General features: G+C 68.5%; 15 protein-coding genes. 4 read left to right on the top strand and 11 right to left on the bottom strand.

Annotated elements, in window-relative coordinates:
- The first annotated feature begins 40 nt into the window (after window positions 1–40).
- On the top strand, window positions 41–808 hold the full coding sequence (locus tag VF522_RS21440; RefSeq protein WP_330910353.1) for a UPF0149 family protein: 768 nt from the start codon (window positions 41–43) through the stop codon (window positions 806–808).
- A 119-nt stretch (window positions 809–927) separates the two neighbouring features.
- Here the strand turns inward: VF522_RS21440 and VF522_RS21435 are convergent, their stop codons facing one another.
- The 10 genes from VF522_RS21435 to VF522_RS21390 form a co-directional block, all read right to left on the bottom strand.
- A complete protein-coding gene (locus VF522_RS21435; RefSeq protein WP_330910352.1) occupies window positions 928–2,229 on the bottom strand; it encodes a TIGR03862 family flavoprotein in 1,302 nt (433 codons plus the stop codon).
- A gap of 125 nt (window positions 2,230–2,354) precedes the next feature.
- Window positions 2,355–3,308, bottom strand: coding sequence for a Gfo/Idh/MocA family oxidoreductase (locus VF522_RS21430; protein ID WP_330910351.1), 954 nt, complete (start codon window positions 3,306–3,308; stop codon window positions 2,355–2,357).
- Entirely contained in the window at window positions 3,309–4,160 is an 852-nt protein-coding gene (locus VF522_RS21425; protein ID WP_330910350.1) for a class III extradiol dioxygenase subunit beta, read from the bottom strand.
- Window positions 4,161–4,544, bottom strand: a complete 384-nt coding sequence (gene ligA, locus VF522_RS21420; protein ID WP_330910349.1) for a protocatechuate 4,5-dioxygenase subunit alpha — start codon at window positions 4,542–4,544, stop codon at window positions 4,161–4,163.
- A 1-nt stretch (window position 4,545) separates the two neighbouring features.
- Window positions 4,546–6,240, bottom strand: a complete 1,695-nt coding sequence (locus VF522_RS21415) for a tannase/feruloyl esterase family alpha/beta hydrolase (RefSeq protein ID WP_330910348.1) — start codon at window positions 6,238–6,240, stop codon at window positions 4,546–4,548.
- The gene (locus tag VF522_RS21410) at window positions 6,237–7,169 is read right to left on the bottom strand and encodes an amidohydrolase family protein (RefSeq protein ID WP_330910347.1); all 933 of its coding nucleotides are present in this window, start codon (window positions 7,167–7,169) and stop codon (window positions 6,237–6,239) included. Before VF522_RS21410 ends, VF522_RS21415 begins: the two co-directional genes overlap by 4 nt.
- A 4-nt stretch (window positions 7,170–7,173) precedes the next feature.
- Window positions 7,174–8,166, bottom strand: a complete 993-nt coding sequence (locus VF522_RS21405; RefSeq protein WP_330910346.1) for a tripartite tricarboxylate transporter substrate binding protein — start codon at window positions 8,164–8,166, stop codon at window positions 7,174–7,176.
- Window positions 8,167–8,271: 105 nt separating this feature from the next.
- Window positions 8,272–8,955, bottom strand: a complete 684-nt coding sequence (ligK, locus tag VF522_RS21400; RefSeq protein WP_330910345.1) for a 4-carboxy-4-hydroxy-2-oxoadipate aldolase/oxaloacetate decarboxylase — start codon at window positions 8,953–8,955, stop codon at window positions 8,272–8,274.
- 148 nt (window positions 8,956–9,103) lie between these two features.
- Window positions 9,104–10,138, bottom strand: coding sequence for an amidohydrolase family protein (locus VF522_RS21395; protein ID WP_330910344.1), 1,035 nt, complete (start codon window positions 10,136–10,138; stop codon window positions 9,104–9,106).
- Between the two features lie 22 nt (window positions 10,139–10,160).
- Window positions 10,161–10,850 carry a substrate-binding domain-containing protein gene (locus VF522_RS21390; protein ID WP_330910343.1) on the bottom strand — a complete coding sequence of 230 codons (690 nt, stop codon included), beginning with the start codon at window positions 10,848–10,850 and terminating at the stop codon, window positions 10,161–10,163.
- A 98-nt stretch (window positions 10,851–10,948) separates the two neighbouring features.
- On the opposite strand from VF522_RS21390, the gene VF522_RS21385 reads away from it, so the two are divergent.
- The gene (locus VF522_RS21385; protein ID WP_330910342.1) at window positions 10,949–11,863 is read left to right on the top strand and encodes a LysR substrate-binding domain-containing protein; all 915 of its coding nucleotides are present in this window, start codon (window positions 10,949–10,951) and stop codon (window positions 11,861–11,863) included.
- A gap of 16 nt (window positions 11,864–11,879) precedes the next feature.
- Entirely contained in the window at window positions 11,880–12,623 is a 744-nt protein-coding gene (locus VF522_RS21380; protein ID WP_330910341.1) for a substrate-binding domain-containing protein, read from the top strand.
- Between the two features lie 104 nt (window positions 12,624–12,727).
- Here VF522_RS21380 and VF522_RS21375 read toward each other — a convergent pair whose 3' ends face one another.
- Window positions 12,728–13,693 (bottom strand): AEC family transporter, encoded by a 966-nt coding sequence (locus VF522_RS21375; RefSeq protein WP_330910340.1) that lies wholly within the window; start codon window positions 13,691–13,693, stop codon window positions 12,728–12,730.
- 122 nt (window positions 13,694–13,815) lie between these two features.
- On the opposite strand from VF522_RS21375, the gene VF522_RS21370 reads away from it, so the two are divergent.
- The coding region (locus VF522_RS21370) for a M6 family metalloprotease domain-containing protein (RefSeq protein ID WP_330910339.1) at window positions 13,816–14,737 on the top strand (922 nt) is incomplete at its 3' end.

The following is a 14,737-nucleotide window of genomic DNA, read 5'->3' as shown; positions in this document are numbered from 1 at the left end:
TGCCGCAGCGCATAATCCTGGCCCGCTCCTGGAACCTGCCTTGACGACTCCGACCCCCACCCCTTCCGCCCCGCTCACGCCCGAGGACTTCGACGAACTGGACGCCGAACTCGACTTCCTGCGCGAGCGGCACGAGGAGATCCCGCAGTGGGAATTCTGCGAGGGCTTCCTCGCCGCCCTGCTGTGCATGCGCCGCGAGGTGCCGGACGAGGAATACTGGCCCGTGCTGCTCGGCGAAGACTTCCGTCCCATGGAGCACATGGAGTTCGTGTGGCGCTGGCGCCGCCGCTGGCAGGAGATCGCCCACGCGCTGGACCAGCCGGTGGAGGTGCTGGAGGACGAGCGCACCTACCATCCCGAAGCGCTCGATACGCGCGGCGCCATCCTGGCGCTGCCCGCCGAGGAGCGCGTCGAGGGCGACCTCGAGAACCTGCCGGCCTACGCGCAGGTATGGGCCCTGGGCTTCATGTACGCCGTGGAGACCTGGCCCGAGGAATGGCAGCCGCCGCGCGATGACGAAGTCGCGGAGATGATGGACAACGCGCTGGAAGACATCGTCGCGCTCACCGAGGGCGACGCGGGGGAGCCTGCGATTTCCATGTACAGCGAGGACGGGCCGCCCAGCGTCAGCAACGAGCGGCTCGACCAGGTCGCCAACGCCATCTGGGCGGTGTACGAGCTACGCCAGGTCGCCCGCAGCCTGGGCCCCCGCATCGACCCCGTGCGCAAGGCGCCCGAGCCGGGCCGCAACGACCTGTGCCCGTGTGGCAGCGGGAAGAAGTACAAGAAGTGCCACGGGGCGGGGTGAGCGCTCCGTTGGCGTCGGGGTTCGGCGCTTGCAGCGCGCTCACCACCGACCTACGAACTTCCCAGTCGGCGTTTTCGTAGGTCGGGGTGAGCGGCGAAGCCCGAACCCCGACGCAAACTTCAGCGCTTCAGCCAGCGCGCCACGCCTTCACCCGCCACACGCCCTGTCGCAAAGCTCGCCGTCAACAGGTAGCCCCCCGTCGGCGCTTCCCAATCCAGCATCTCCCCCGCACAAAACACGCCCGGCACCTCGCGCAACATTCCGTTCGCATCGAGCGCCTCCAGCCGCACGCCACCGGCGGTGCTGATCGCCTCCTCCACCGGCCGCGGCCGCGCCAGCGTGATCGGCAGCGCCTTCAGCGCCGCGGCCAGTTGCCTCGGGTCTTCCAGCTGCTGCGGCGTGAGCAACTCGTGCAGCAAGGCCATCTTGATGCCGGCGATGCCCAGCCGGCTCTTGAGGTGCGTCGACAGGCTGCGCGGCCCGCGCGGGCGCGAGGTCTCCGCCAGCACCTGCGCCTCGTTGTGCTGCGGCAGCAGGTCGACGAGCCACGTCGCCTGCCCCTTCGCCGCGATCTCGTCGCGCAGCGGCGCCGAGAAGGCATAGACCAGGCTGCCTTCGATGCCGGTGTCGGTCAGCACGAACTCGCCCTGGCGGCTTTCCTGCGGCGCCTGCGTGGACAGGCGCGCGGCCACCGGCTTCAGTGGCTGGCCGGCGAAGCGCTGGCGCAGGTGATCGCTCCAGCCCACGGCGCCCGGCCGCGTGGGCGCGACGTCGAAGCCGCAGTTGGCCGGCTGCAGCGGTGCGATATCCACGCCGCGCGCGGCCAGCAACGGCACCCACGCCCCGTTGGAGCCCAGGCGCGGCCAGCTCGCGCCGCCGAGGGCCAGCACCGTGGCGTCGGCGGTGTGCGTCGCGCGCCCGGCCGGCGTGTCGAAGACCAGCGCGCCGGCCTCGGCATCCCAGCCCTGCCAGCGATGGCGCGGGTGCAGGCGCACGCCGGACGCGCGCAGGCGCTGCAGCCACGCCCGCAGCAACGGCGCGGCCTTCATGTCGGTGGGGAACACGCGGCCTGACGTGCCGACGAAGGTCTCGATGCCGAGGTCGGCGGCCCAGCGGCGCACGGCCTCGCCACCGAAGGCCGCCAGCGCTTCGCGCAAGTCGGCGCTGCGCTCGCCGTAGCGCAAGAGGAAAGGTTCGGGACCTTCGGAATGCGTGAGGTTGAGGCCGCCGCGGCCCGCGAGCAGGAACTTGCGGCCGACGGAGGGCATGGCGTCGAAGAGGTCGACGGCGATGCCTTGACGGACGAGCACTTCGGCGGCCATGAGGCCGGCGGGGCCGCCGCCGATGACGGCAGCGCGGGAGGGAGACGAGATCACGCGAGGATTCTCGTCGATCGCCCTGTCATGCGGAGAAGTTGTCATCCCGGGCTTGACCCGGGATCCATGCAGCGGTCGTTCATGCGTCGCATGGATTGCGGGTCAAGCCCGCAATGACAAAGTTCGTAGGGCGGGGTGAGCCCGCAGGCGAACCCCGCCGCCGGACCCGGTCAGGCCAGCTGCCTCTCCAGCTGATCCAGCACCTCGTAGCAGGCCAGCACCTGCCGCACGCTCGAATTCGGCTCGCGCTTCTCGCGGATCGCCGCGATGAACTCGCGGTCCTGCAGCTCGATGCCGTTCATGCTCACATCGACCTTGCTCACGTCGATCTTCTCTTCCTTGCCGTTGAACAGGTCGTCGTAGCGCGCGATGTAGGTCGCGGTGTCGCCGATGTAGCGGAAGAACGTCCCCAGCGGGCCGTCGTTGTTGAAGGACAGCGACAGCGTGCAGATGGCGCCGCTCTCGGTCTTGAGCTGGATGCTCATGTCCATCGCGATGCCCAGGTCCTTGTGGATCGGGCCCTGCACCGCGTTGGCCTTCACCACGCGCGAGCCGGTCTGGTACTGGAACAGATCGACCGTGTGGGCAGCGTGGTGCCACAGCAGGTGGTCGGTCCAGCTGCGCGGCTGGCCCAGCGCGTTCATGTTCGTGCGGCGGAAGAAGTAGGTCTGCACGTCCATCTGCTGGATGTTGAACTCGCCGGCCTTGATCTTCCTGTTCACGTACTGGTGGCTCGGATTGAAGCGGCGGGTGTGGCCGCACATGGCGACCAGGCCCGTTCTCTTCTGCGTCTCCACCACCGCGCGGCCCTCTTCCACCTGGTCGCACAGCGGGATCTCCACCTGCACGTGCTTGCCGGCCTTCATGGCGGCGATGGACTGCTGCGCGTGCATCTGCGTGGGCGTGCACAGGATCACCGCATCGACGTCCGGACGCGCCAGCGCCTCGTCCAGGTTGTTCGTCACGTGCTTCGCGCCGTACTTGTGCGCCACTTCCTCGGCCTTCGGGATCTCGCGGCCGATGATGGAGGTGACCTCCACGCCGGGGATGTTCTTCAGGCCGTCGAGGTGCTTGATGCCGAAGGCGCCGGGACCGGCCAGGGCGATGCGGACAGTTTGGGTCATTCAGTTCTCCAGGATCATGTGGCCCACCGCGGTGTTGGAGGCGGGCACGTGATAGAAGCGGTGCTTCAGGGTGGGCTTGCGGCCGCCGGCGACGTCGGCCATCGCGCCGCGCGCGATCAGCCACATCACCAGTTCGATGCCCTCGCTGCCGGCTTCCTCGACGTATTCGATGTGCGGCAGCTTGGCGAGGCCTTCCGGGTCGTCGATCAGGCGGTCCAGGAAGCGGTTGTCCCACTCCTTGTTGATCAGGCCGGCGCGCGGGCCCTGCAGCTGGTGGCTCATGCCGCCGGTGCCCCAGATCTGCACGTTGAGGTCCTCGTCGAAGCTCTCCACCGCCTTGCGGATCGCCTGCCCCAGGCGGAAGCAGCGCATGCCGCTAGGAACCGGGTACTGCACCACGTTCACCGCGAAGGGGATGACCTGGAAGGGCCACGCCTTCGGCTGGCCGCACATCAGCGACAGCGGCACCGTGAGGCCGTGGTCCACGTCCATCTTGTTCACGATGGTCAGGTCGAAGTCCTGCTGGATCACCGAGTGCGCGATATGCGAGGCGAGCTCGGGCGCGCCCTGGACGTCCGGCACGGGACGCGGGCCCCAGCCCTCGTCGGCCACCTTGAACTGCGCGGCGGTGCCGATCGCGAAAGTGGGGATGATGTCCAGGCTGAAGGCCGTGGCGTGGTCGTTGTAGACCAGGAACACGACGTCGGGCTTGTTCTCCTGGATCCACTGGCGCGAGAAGTCGTAGCCGGCGAAGACCTTCTGCCAGTACGGCTCCTGCGTCTTGCCCAGGTCCATCGCCGCGCCGATGGCGGGCACGTGCGAGGTGTAGACGGATGCGGTGATGCGCGCCATTTATTTCTTTCCTTCCCGGCCCCAGGTGGCGGGGCGGCCGCCGCTGACCATCATTTCGCGGTAGGCGTCCTCGCTCATGCCGGTCATCGAGCCCGCCATCTGCTGGAAGCTCTTGCCGTCGGTGGCGCCGATCTTGGCGAGGAAGTAGATGTTGCCGCCCAGCGCGATCATGGCGTTCATGTCGCGCGAGAGCACGGCCTGCTTCTGCTCCTCGCTCATCGCCCACTCGTCGAGATAGGCGCGCTCGTCCTTCTTGAAGCGCTCGCGGTTCTCGGCCTTCATGAGGGACATGCAGAACTGGTTGAGCCAGTAGCCCTTGCGGCTCTGCTCGGCGTCGAAGATCGTGGTGCCGGGCACGCCGGCGTAGGGTTTGTCGAGAGACATGTCAACTCCCAGGGGTCGTGGGGACGCAGGTGAAGCTGGCTGCGTCGTTGACGTCGCCGCTGCGGTAGCGGGGGAAATTGGGCCACTCGCACAAGGGGCGGCTGCGCTTCACCGCGAAAGGCGGCTTCGCTTCCTGTTCGACCAGCTGCAGGCCCGCCGGTGCCCGGCCCTGCTCCACCCAGGCGACCAGCGCGCCCAGGAAGTCGGCGTTGGCCGGGCCGCCCGTGCCCACGTGGTCGACGTTGGGCGCGGTGTAGAGCTTGAAGAACTGGCCCACGCGGTCCTCGCCCATGCGCCGCGTCACGTCGGTCCAGTAGAGGATGCCGGTGTACGGGCTCTGCGCGTAGTCGCCCAGGTTCTCCAGCAGGATCAGCTTGCCGCCGCGCGCCTGGAAGGCGGACAGGTCGGTGTTCATGGAGTCCATCAGCTCCGAGACCTGCTGGATGCGCGCCACGTGGTTCTTCGTGTCGTAGCGGCGCAGGTCGGCGTTGGGGTCGCGCGCGTAGAAGTACTGGATCGCGCCGGCGCCGTAGAACCAGCCGATGCCGTTGGCCTGCACCGGCGGAAAGGCCGGCGGCTGCGCGCCGGTCCACCACGATTGCCAGCCGCCGGTGGGGCCCGACGCAGCCGTGTTCTCGCCGCTCGGGCCGCGGCCCGGGTATTGGCGCACGCCGTTGGCCAGCGGGAAGTCGAAGCGATACCCGGAATGCAGAGTCTGCACCGCCTTCACCTGCGCCGCGTTCAGGCAGCTGTCGTTCACGGCGCCGGCGCACTGCAGCTTGGTCACGTCGAAGCGGTGACGGCAGCCGATCGCATCGGACACGAGCCCGTCGGCCAGGCCGTCGGCGGCATCGCAGGCGGCCAGCACGGCGTCGTGCACCAGCTTGATCCTGGCCGGCGGGATCCAGCCTTCGCCGGTGAGCGCGAGGCCGTCGCGCAGGCCCACGTGCTGCAAGGCCGTCCAGTTGATCACCGGCACGCGGCTGAAGATGCCGTCGAAGTCCGCCGGATAGCGCTGCGCCATCGTCAGGCCCTCGCGGCCGCCTTCGGAGCTGCCGACGAAATAGAGCTTCTGCGGGCCGCGGCCGTAGGCCGTCTTCATCACCGCCACGGCGACGTCGCGCACCTTCTTGTACGAGGCGTGCGCGAAGTTCAGCAGCGCTTCGTCGTTCAGCGCGAACACCTGCGGCGGCTGGCCGGGCTGGTTCTGGTGGCCGGAGTCGGTGCCGTAGGTGACGAAGCCCTGCGCCAGCGGCGCCGCCGCTTCGTAGCGTTGGGCCGGCACCAGCGCCAGGCCGGAGATCAGCACGCCGTTGAAGCCTCCGCCGCCGTACTGCACCGAGCGGCCGTTCCACTGCGCGGGCAGGTTGACCTGGAAGTGGATCGGCGGGGCGTTGGGATCGACCGGAGCGATCTTGCCCAGCACCTTGCAATACGCGGGCGTGGCCGGCGTGATCGTGCCGGCGGGCGTCGGCGCGCGTTCGGCCACGGCCATCGGCGCGGGCGGCATGAAGGTTGCCGAGTCGATCCTCGCGGCGCCGCTGGGCAAGCCGATCGCCGTCGGCGCGATGGTGGTGCCGGCGAGCGCCGCGCAACCGGCGGCGGGATCGCCCGCCGTCATCTTGCCGGGGGACGCGCAGCCTGCCAGCAGCGCGACAGTTGCAACGACTATCAGTCCAAAGCCCGTGTGGTTCATTTCTCTTCCGGCCAGTAAAGACGGTTGGGATTGTCCACGAGCAGCTTCCGCTGCAGTTCCTTCGTGACCGCAATGTGCGGGATGAAATCCACCAGCAGCCCATCGTCGGGCATGTGGCCCTTGAGGTTCGGGTGCGGCCAGTCGGTGCCCCACAGCACGCGGTCGGGGAAGCTCTCCACCACCTTGCGCGCGAAGGGCACGACGTCGCGGTAGGCGTTGCGCTCGCCGTCCAGCGCCGGCGGGCCCGCCACCGACAGGCGCTCGGGGCAGGTCACCTTGCTCCATACGTTCGGGTGCTCGCGCATGAACTTCAGGAACAGCGCGAACTCGGGGCCGTCGACCGGCTTGCTGACGTCGGGGCGGCCCATGTGGTCCACCACCACCGTCGTCGGCAGCGCGGTGAAGAAGTCCCACAGCTCGGGCAGGTCCACCGCCTCGAAGTAGATGACGACGTGCCAGCCGAGCGGGGCGATGCGGCCGGCGATCTCCAGCAGTTCGTCCTTGGGCGTGAAGTCCACCAGCCGCTTGACGAAGTTGAAGCGCACGCCGCGTACGCCCGCGGCGTGCATGTCCTGCAGTTCCTGGTCGGTGACGCCGCGCTTGACCGTCGCCACGCCCTTGGCCTTGCCGTTGGAGCGCTTCAGCGCATCGACCAGCGCGCGGTTGTCGGCGCCGTGGCAGGTGGCCTGCACGATCACGTTCCTGGCGAAACCCAGGTGGTCGCGCAGCGCGAACAGCTGCGCGGCGCTCGCGTCGCAGGGCGTGTACTTGCGCTCCGGCGCGTAGGGGAACTGCTCGCCGGGGCCGAACACGTGGCAGTGCGAGTCCACCGCGTTGGGCGGCAGCTGGAACTGCGGCTTGCTCGGGCCGGTGTACCAGTCCAGCCAGCCAGGGGTCTTCTCGAATCCGCCGGAAGTGGGTTTGCTCATGGTGTCAGTCCAGCTTGGCGCCGGTCTTCTGGATGATGGAAGCGAAGCGCGCCGACTCGGCCTGCTGGAACTGCACGAACTGCTGCGGCGTCACCGGGAACGGCTCGTAGCTGAAGGACGTGAACTTCTCCTGCACGTCGGGCGCGGCCAGCGCTTCCTGGATGTCCTTGCGGATCTTGTCGGCCAGCGCGGGCGGCAGGCCCTTGGGCGCGGCGATCGCGGTCCAGCCGGTCACCTCGAAGTCCTTCGGCCCGCCGGACTCTGCGACCGTGGGCACGTCCTTGAACTGCCCGGACAGGCGCTTGGGCGCGGCCACGGCCAGGTACTTCAGCTTGCCGGCGCGGTACAGGGGTCCGGCGGTGGCGTTGGTGCCGATCGCGAACGACAGCTCGCCGTTGGCCACGCCGGTGTACAGCTGCGTGGTCTCCTTGTAGATCACGTGCTGCATGTCGACGCCGGCCTGCATCGCCAGCAGCGCCGAGCCCAGGTGCACCGGGTTGCCGACCGACCAGGAGCCGTAATTCAGCTTGCCGGGATTGGCCTTGGCGTCGGCGACCAGGTCGCCCATGGTCTTGTACTTGCTGTTCGCCGCGGTCGTGATGAAGAAGTAGGTGCGGAACAGCGGCGCCAGCACCTCGAAGTCTTTCTGCGCGTCGTAGGGCAGCTTCTTGAACAGGTGCGGATAGGCCGAGATGTGGACGTTGTCCAGCTGGATCAGGTCGTGGCCGTCGGTGGCGCCGGTCTTGAAGGCGTTGATGGCGATGAAGCCGTTGCCGCCGGGGCGGTTGTCCACGACGACGGGCTGGCCCCATTTCTTGGACAGCTTGTCGGCGACGAGGCGCACCACGCCCTCGGGACCGCCGCCCACCGGAAAGGGCGTGATGATGCGCACCTGTCGCGTGGGCCAGGCTTGCTGCGCTTGGGCGATGCCGGCGGCGGCGAGGATGAGCGTGCCGAGGGCGGCGCGGCGGGAGAGAGAGCGGAAACGAGTGGTCATTTGTTTCGAGGCAATGAACTGAATTTGTCATTGCGGGCTTGACCCGCAATCCATGCGGTCGTCGACCGCCGCCTGGGTCCCGGGTCAAGCCCGGGACGACAAGGTTTAGTCGACGTAGCGCAGCCCTGCCTTCGCCAGCGGCTCGCGCATCTTGTACATGTCCAGCCCCAGCACGCCCGACGCCAGCTTCGCGCGCTTGTCGCCTTCGTTCGCCTCGCGCGCCTGCGCGGCTTCCAGCGTCTTCTTGGCCATCGCGGCCGGCACGCAGACCACGCCGTCGTCGTCGGCCACGATCACGTCGCCGGGCGTGACCAGCGCGTCGGCGCAGACCACGGGGATGTTCACCGAGCCGAGGGTGGCCTTCACCGTGCCCTTGGAGCTGATCGCCCTGCTCCACACCGGGAACTGCATCTCGGTGAGCGTGCGCACGTCGCGCACGCCGCCGTCGATGATGAGGCCGCGCGCGCCGCGGGCCTTGAAGGACGTGGCCAGCAGGTCGCCGAAGAAACCGTCGGTGTTGGGCGAGGTGAGCGCCGCCACCACGACGTCGCCGGGCTGGATCTGCTCGGCGACCACGTGCAGCATCCAGTTGTCGCCGGGCTGCAGCAGCACCGTCACGGCGGTGCCGGAGACCTGTGCGCCGGCGTAGATCGGACGCATGGAGGTGTTCATCAGGCCCACGCGGCCCATGGCCTCGTGCACCGTGGACGCGCCGAATTTCGCCAGCGCGTCGGCGGTGGCGCGGTCGGCGCGCTGGATGTTGCGGTAGACGACTCCGAGTTCGTACATGTTGGGTTCTCCTGGAATTCAAAAACAGCCGGACGCAGAGGGCGCAAAGGTTACGCAGAGAACGCAAAAAAGACATTCAAAGGAACTTGGATTTCCTTTTGCGTCCTCTGCGTACCCTTCGCGTCCTCTGCGTCCGGTAGTTGGGTGTTTACTGCCCGCGCTTCTTCAGCTGCGCATCCAGCAGCGGGAAGACACGCCGCGTGTTCGCTTCGAAGATCGCGTGCTTCTCCTCGGGCGACAGGATCGTCGACGCGTCGATGTACTTCTTCGTGTCGTCGTAGTAGTTGCCGGTGGTGGGATCGATGCCGCGCACCGCGCCGATCATCTCGGAGGCGAACAGCACGTTCTTCACCGGGATCACGGTGTTGAGCAGGTCGATGCCCGGCTGGTGGTACACGCAGGTGTCGAAGAACACGTTGTTCATCACGTGCGTGTCCAGCTGCGGCCGCTTCATCTCCTGCGCCAGGCCGCGATAGCGGCCCCAGTGGTAAGGCACCGCGCCGCCGCCGTGCGGGATGATGAAGCGCAGCGTCGGGAAGTCCTTGAACAGGTCGCCCTGGATCAGCTGCATGAAGGCCGTGGTGTCGGCGTTGATGTAGTGCGCGCCGGTGGTATGGAAGCAGGCGTTGCACGACGTCGAGACGTGGATCATCGCCGGCACGTCGTGCTCCACCATCTTCTCGTAGATGGGGTACCACCACTTGTCCGTCAGCGGCGGCTCCTTCCAGTGGCCGCCCGAGGGATCCGGGTTCAGGTTGATGCCGACCGCCCCGTATTCCCGGATGCACTTCTCCATCTCGGGGATGCACGTCTTCGGGTCCACGCCCGGCGACTGCGGCAGCATCGCCACCGGCACGAAACTCTCGGGGAACAGCTTCGCGACGCGGAAGCAAAGCTCGTTGCAGATCGCGGCCCAGGTGCTGGAGACCTGGAAGTCGCCGATGTGGTGGGCCATGAAGCTGGCGCGCGGCGAGAACAGCGTCAGGTCGTTGCCGCGCTCCTTCATCAGGCGCAGCTGGTTGTTGATGATGGACTCGCGCAGTTCGTCGTCGCCGATCTTCAGCTCCGACACCTTGGGCATCGCGGACGGGTCCTTGATGCCGGCGATCTGCCGGTTGCGCCAGTCTTCCAGTTGCTTGGGCGCCGTGGTGTAGTGGCCGTGGCAGTCGATGATCAGGCTCATGTCTTCCTCTGTTGGTGTTCGTTCAGGCGGGGTCCATGCCGTTGCGACGCTTGGCTTCGGCCGCTTCGGGCGAGGCCATGAAGGCCAGCAGCTCGCGCACCGCGCCGGCCTGCTGCGAGGTAGTGCACACGGCACCGGAAAAGGTGGTGGTGATCTGCACGGCAGCCGGCATCGGACCGACGACGGTGATGCCTTGCAGGTGGATCAGTTCGCTCAGTTGCTGGAAGCCCAGCGCCACTTCGCCGCGCGCCACCAGCGTGCCGACCGGGATGCCGGGCGGCGCCTGCACGAGGCGGCCCTGCAGCTCCTGCGCGATGCCCCAGCGCTCGAACAGCTTCACCAGGGCGACGCCGCTGGGGCCGGTGGAGTAGCCGACGTTCGCTGCCGCCAGCACCGCGCGCTTCAGCGCTTCCTCGCTGGAGATGTCGGGCGCGGCCGTGCCGGCGCGCACCGCGATCGCAACGCCGGAATCGACCAGGTCGACGCGGCTGCCGGCGACGGCGTGGCCCGAGGCGATCAGCTTGTCGATGGCGTCGGCGGCGAGGAACACGGCGTCGAACGCCTCGCCCGCGGCAACGCGCTTGGCCGCATCGACGCCGCCCACGGATTCGATCTCCACCGCTCGGCCGCTGCGCTGTTGCCAGGTGCGGGCCAGCTCGCCCAGCACCTGGCGCGTGGCCATCGAGGAGATTGCCTTCAGGGTCGCATTCATGGCGCGCATTGTGGTCGCGGGGTGGACGAAGGACCAGCGAAGCGGTCGACTAGCAGCTATAGCAGTTCGGCATAATCGAAACCAAGTTATTCCCAACCATGGACCTCAAGCAGCTCCAGTACTTCGTCCGCGTGGCCGAGCTCGGCAGCTTCACGCGGGCCGCGATCGAGCTCGACGTGGCCCAGCCGGCGCTGAGCCGCCAGGTGCGCTTGCTGGAGGTGGAACTGCGGCAGAACCTGCTGGTGCGCAACGGCCGCGGCGCCGTGCCGACCGAAGCGGGCAAGCTGCTGCTGGAGCATGGGCGCGGCATCCTGCACCAGGTCGAACGGGCCAAGGACGACCTCGGCCGCCTGCGCGGCGGCCTGGCCGGCCGCGTCGCGGTCGGGCTACCGACCAGCGTCGCGCGCGTGCTGACCGTGCCGCTGACGCGCGCCTTCCGCGAGACGCTGCCCGAGGCGCGGCTGTCGATCAGCGAGGGACTCTCCGGCCAGTTGCAGGAAGGCTTGATCGGCGGGCGGCTGGACATCGTCGTCCTCTACAACGCCCAGCCTTCGCGCGAGCTGGACCTCACGCCGCTGATGGAAGAAGACCTGCTGCTGGTGCGCCGCCGCCCGCCGGGACTGCACGAGGATCCGCCGCCCGGGCCGATCGCGCTGGAGGAGGTGGCCAGGCTGCCGCTGGTGATCCCCACCCGGCCCAACGCGATCCGCATGCACGTGGAGGCGGAGATGGCGGACGTCGGCACGCGGCCCAACGTGGCGCTGGAGATCGACGGCGTGTCGGCCATCCTCGACCTGGTGCTCGATGGCGCCGGCTGCGCGATCCTTTCGCGCAATGCCCTGCTCAATACGGCGCGGCCCTCGGCCTACACCGCGCAGCAGATCGGCGACCCGCCGCTGCGCATCCGCCTGTCGCTCGCGACCAGCCTGCAGCGGCCGGCGACGCCGGTGCAGAAGGCGACGCTGGACCTGATCCGAAGCAAGGCGCCCGCGGTCGTGGCACATTCGCTGTGAAGGAGACCCGCACGCCATGAAGAAGCCGCTTGCCGCCCTCGCCTGCCTCGCCGCCGCGCAGATCGCATCCGCCGTGGAACTCAAGGTGCTCAGCGCCGGCGCCTTCAAGCCGGTGCTGGTGGCCTTGCAGCCTGCCTTCGAGCAGCAGACCGGTCACAAGCTGGTGATCGAGAACGACACGGCGGGCGCACTGCAGAAGCGCATCGCCGGCGGAGAAGCCTTCGACGTGGTGTTCTCGAGCCCGGCGTCGCTGCAGCCGCTGGCGGCGAAGCTGGCGAACGAGCCGCCGGTGCCGCTGGCGAAGGTGGCGATCGGGGTCGCGGTGAAGCGCGGTGCGCCGCTGCCGGATATCTCCACGGTGGATGCCTTCCGCAACGTGGTGGTGCAGGCGAAGTCGGTGGCGTACATCGATCCGGCCGCGGGCGGATCGAGCGGGATCTATCTCGATCGCCTGTTCGAGCGCTGGGGGATCGCGCCGCAGGTGCGGGCCAAGGCGGTGCTGGTGCCGGGAGGCCTGGTGGCCATGCGCGTGGTCGATGGCCAGGCCGACGTGGCGATCCACCAGATCAGCGAGATCCTCGCGGTGCCGGAGGCGGTGCTCGTGGGGCCGCTGCCGGCGGAGATCCAGAACTACACCGTGTATGCGGGGGCGGTGGCCGCGCAGAGCGCGAACGCAGCCGCCGCGCGGCAGTTGTTCGATGCGTTGAGGTCGCCGGCGACGGCGGGGATATTGCAGTCCAAGGGCATGCAGGCACCGTGAACGCTTCGCGGATTGCTGGGGTTGCACCCCAGCCTACGGTGAGGCATGCAGGTGTCGCGCGGCATTTGTAGGCTGGCGGTGGAGCGCAGCGAAACCCCAGCGATTCACCCGGCCCAGTTCCGCACCGCCCAGATGATCGCCGTCAACGTAAAAAACGACGCCACCGTCGTCCCCAGCTGCGCCGCCGCGGCCATCGCATCCTGCCCGTACTTCTGCGCCAGGATCGGATAGATCCCCAGCATCGGCACCGCCGCCATCAGCACCACGATCATCTGCAGCTCGCGCTGCATGGGCGGCAGCAGCAGCACCGCCGCCAGAACGAACAGCGGATGCAGCACCAGCTTGCCAGCCGCCACCACCGCGACCTCCCGCGCCATGTGGCCGATGCGGATCCCCACCAGCGATCCGCCGATCACGAACAGCGACAGCGAGGCCGTTGCCGCCGCGAACAGGTTGACCGTGCGCGCCACCGGCTCGGCGAGCCGCCAGCCCGCGAGCGAGAACACGAAGCCCGCGACGAGGCCCCAGATCATCGGATTGCGCAGCACGCCCCGCAGCGACTGCACCAGGGCGAAGCGCAGCCGCGCGCCGCGTCCCTGCCCTTCGCCGGCGTCGGCCAGGCCGCTTTCCGCCAGCGCGAGCGACAGCGGGATCGTCACGAAGTTCTCCACCACCATCGCGAGCGCCAGGCCGATGCCCGCGTTCACCGGCCCGAACAAGAGGGCCATCAAGGGGAAGCCGATGAAGCCGCTGTTCGGGTTGGACATGCCCAGCCCGATCATGGCCGCCGCCGACAGCGGCTGCCCCGCCACACGGCGCGCCCAGAACACGCCGGCGAGGTTCGCGGCCACCGAGCCGATCGCATAGGCCGCGATGAAGACGGGATTGAACACCTCCGCCACGCTGCGCTGCGACAGCGCATTGAACAGCAGGGCCGGCAGCGCGATGTTCACCACGTACTTGCCGAGCACGCGCATGTCGCCGCGCTGGAACAGGCCGCCGCGGGTGCAGAGGTAGCCGATCGCCGCCACGACGTAGATCGGCACGGTGATCGCGAGGACGTCGAGCACTTTTCTTGTCTGGAATTCGTTGTTGCTCGGCCATTGTGCCCTCCGCCAATGGAGGGATTCCGGCGCCTCGCAGCGGTTCGATCATGAAGCCTCCTCGCACGATCGCGAGGAAAGGAGTCGCCATGTCATCCCGCCGTTATGTCCCCTGGTGCCAGTGCCGCCGCAGCCACGCCGGCCTGTGCCGCATGCCGCCCGCGCCCGACGTGATGGCGGCGCTGTTCATGGAATTCAAGCGCAAGGCGCCGCCCGGCATGAGCTTCGCGGAGTACCTCGCCTCGATCGGCTTCGTCGATCCTTCCGTCGACAACGACGGCATGGACGACAGCGCGGTCGGACGCGCCGGTGCAGCCGGCGGCGTCGAGTTGATCTCGGTGCCCGGGCAGAAGGTGGCCGGCCCGCTGCGCGTGATCGTGCTGCTGGTCGACTTCCCCGATCGCACCGGCGTGCGCGAACGCCAGGCCTTCCAGGACCTGCTGTTCTCCCAGGGCGAATACCCCACGGGAAGCATGCGCGACTTCTACGCCGAGGCGAGCAACCGCAAGGTGGACGTGATCGGCTCGGTGCACGGCTGGCTGCGCATGCCGCACGACTACGGCTACTACGTGAACTCCCGCTCCGGCACCGGCAATACCTATCCGCGCAACGCGCAGGGCCTCGCCGAAGACGCGGTGAAGGCCGCGATGGCGCAGGGCGTCGCCTTCCCGCAGGACCTCGACAAGCTGGGGCACGGCTCCGTCACCGCCCTCTTCATCGTGCATGCCGGCCGCGGCGCCGAAGTGCAACCGACGGTGCAGCTGCAGAAGGCCGAGATCTGGTCGCACAAGTGGACGGTGCAAAACCCCGTGCAGGTCGCGCCCAACCTGCACGCCACCACCTATCTCGTGGTGCCGCAGGACTGCCAGCTCGGTGTCTGCGCGCACGAGCTGGGGCACCTCGCCTTCCAATGGCAGGACTTCTACGACCCGAACTACGACGAGGACGGCCAGTACTGGGACGGCTCGGGCACCTGGGACCTCATGGCCGCCGGCTCCTACAACGGCGGCG

Source organism: Ramlibacter sp., assembly GCF_036383835.1.
Taxonomy (GTDB): Bacteria; Pseudomonadota; Gammaproteobacteria; order Burkholderiales; family Burkholderiaceae_C; genus Ramlibacter.
Note: the sequence above shows the minus strand (reverse complement) of the source record. Positions and strands in the feature narration are given on the sequence as shown.

What these genes read in the sequence shown, in the direction of transcription:
- VF522_RS21435 (WP_330910352.1), bottom strand. Translation starts at nt 2,229, where the DNA reads ATGACAACTTCTCCGCATGACAGGGCGATCGACGAGAATCCTCGCGTG.
- VF522_RS21430 (WP_330910351.1), bottom strand. Translation starts at nt 3,308, where the DNA reads ATGACCCAAACTGTCCGCATCGCCCTGGCCGGTCCCGGCGCCTTCGGC.
- VF522_RS21425 (WP_330910350.1), bottom strand. Translation starts at nt 4,160, where the DNA reads ATGGCGCGCATCACCGCATCCGTCTACACCTCGCACGTGCCCGCCATC.
- ligA (WP_330910349.1), bottom strand. Translation starts at nt 4,544, where the DNA reads ATGTCTCTCGACAAACCCTACGCCGGCGTGCCCGGCACCACGATCTTC.
- VF522_RS21415 (WP_330910348.1), bottom strand. Translation starts at nt 6,240, where the DNA reads ATGAACCACACGGGCTTTGGACTGATAGTCGTTGCAACTGTCGCGCTG.
- VF522_RS21410 (WP_330910347.1), bottom strand. Translation starts at nt 7,169, where the DNA reads ATGAGCAAACCCACTTCCGGCGGATTCGAGAAGACCCCTGGCTGGCTG.
- VF522_RS21405 (WP_330910346.1), bottom strand. Translation starts at nt 8,166, where the DNA reads ATGACCACTCGTTTCCGCTCTCTCTCCCGCCGCGCCGCCCTCGGCACG.
- ligK (WP_330910345.1), bottom strand. Translation starts at nt 8,955, where the DNA reads ATGTACGAACTCGGAGTCGTCTACCGCAACATCCAGCGCGCCGACCGC.
- VF522_RS21395 (WP_330910344.1), bottom strand. Translation starts at nt 10,138, where the DNA reads ATGAGCCTGATCATCGACTGCCACGGCCACTACACCACGGCGCCCAAG.
- VF522_RS21390 (WP_330910343.1), bottom strand. Translation starts at nt 10,850, where the DNA reads ATGAATGCGACCCTGAAGGCAATCTCCTCGATGGCCACGCGCCAGGTG.
- VF522_RS21385 (WP_330910342.1), top strand. Translation starts at nt 10,949, where the DNA reads ATGGACCTCAAGCAGCTCCAGTACTTCGTCCGCGTGGCCGAGCTCGGC.
- VF522_RS21380 (WP_330910341.1), top strand. Translation starts at nt 11,880, where the DNA reads ATGAAGAAGCCGCTTGCCGCCCTCGCCTGCCTCGCCGCCGCGCAGATC.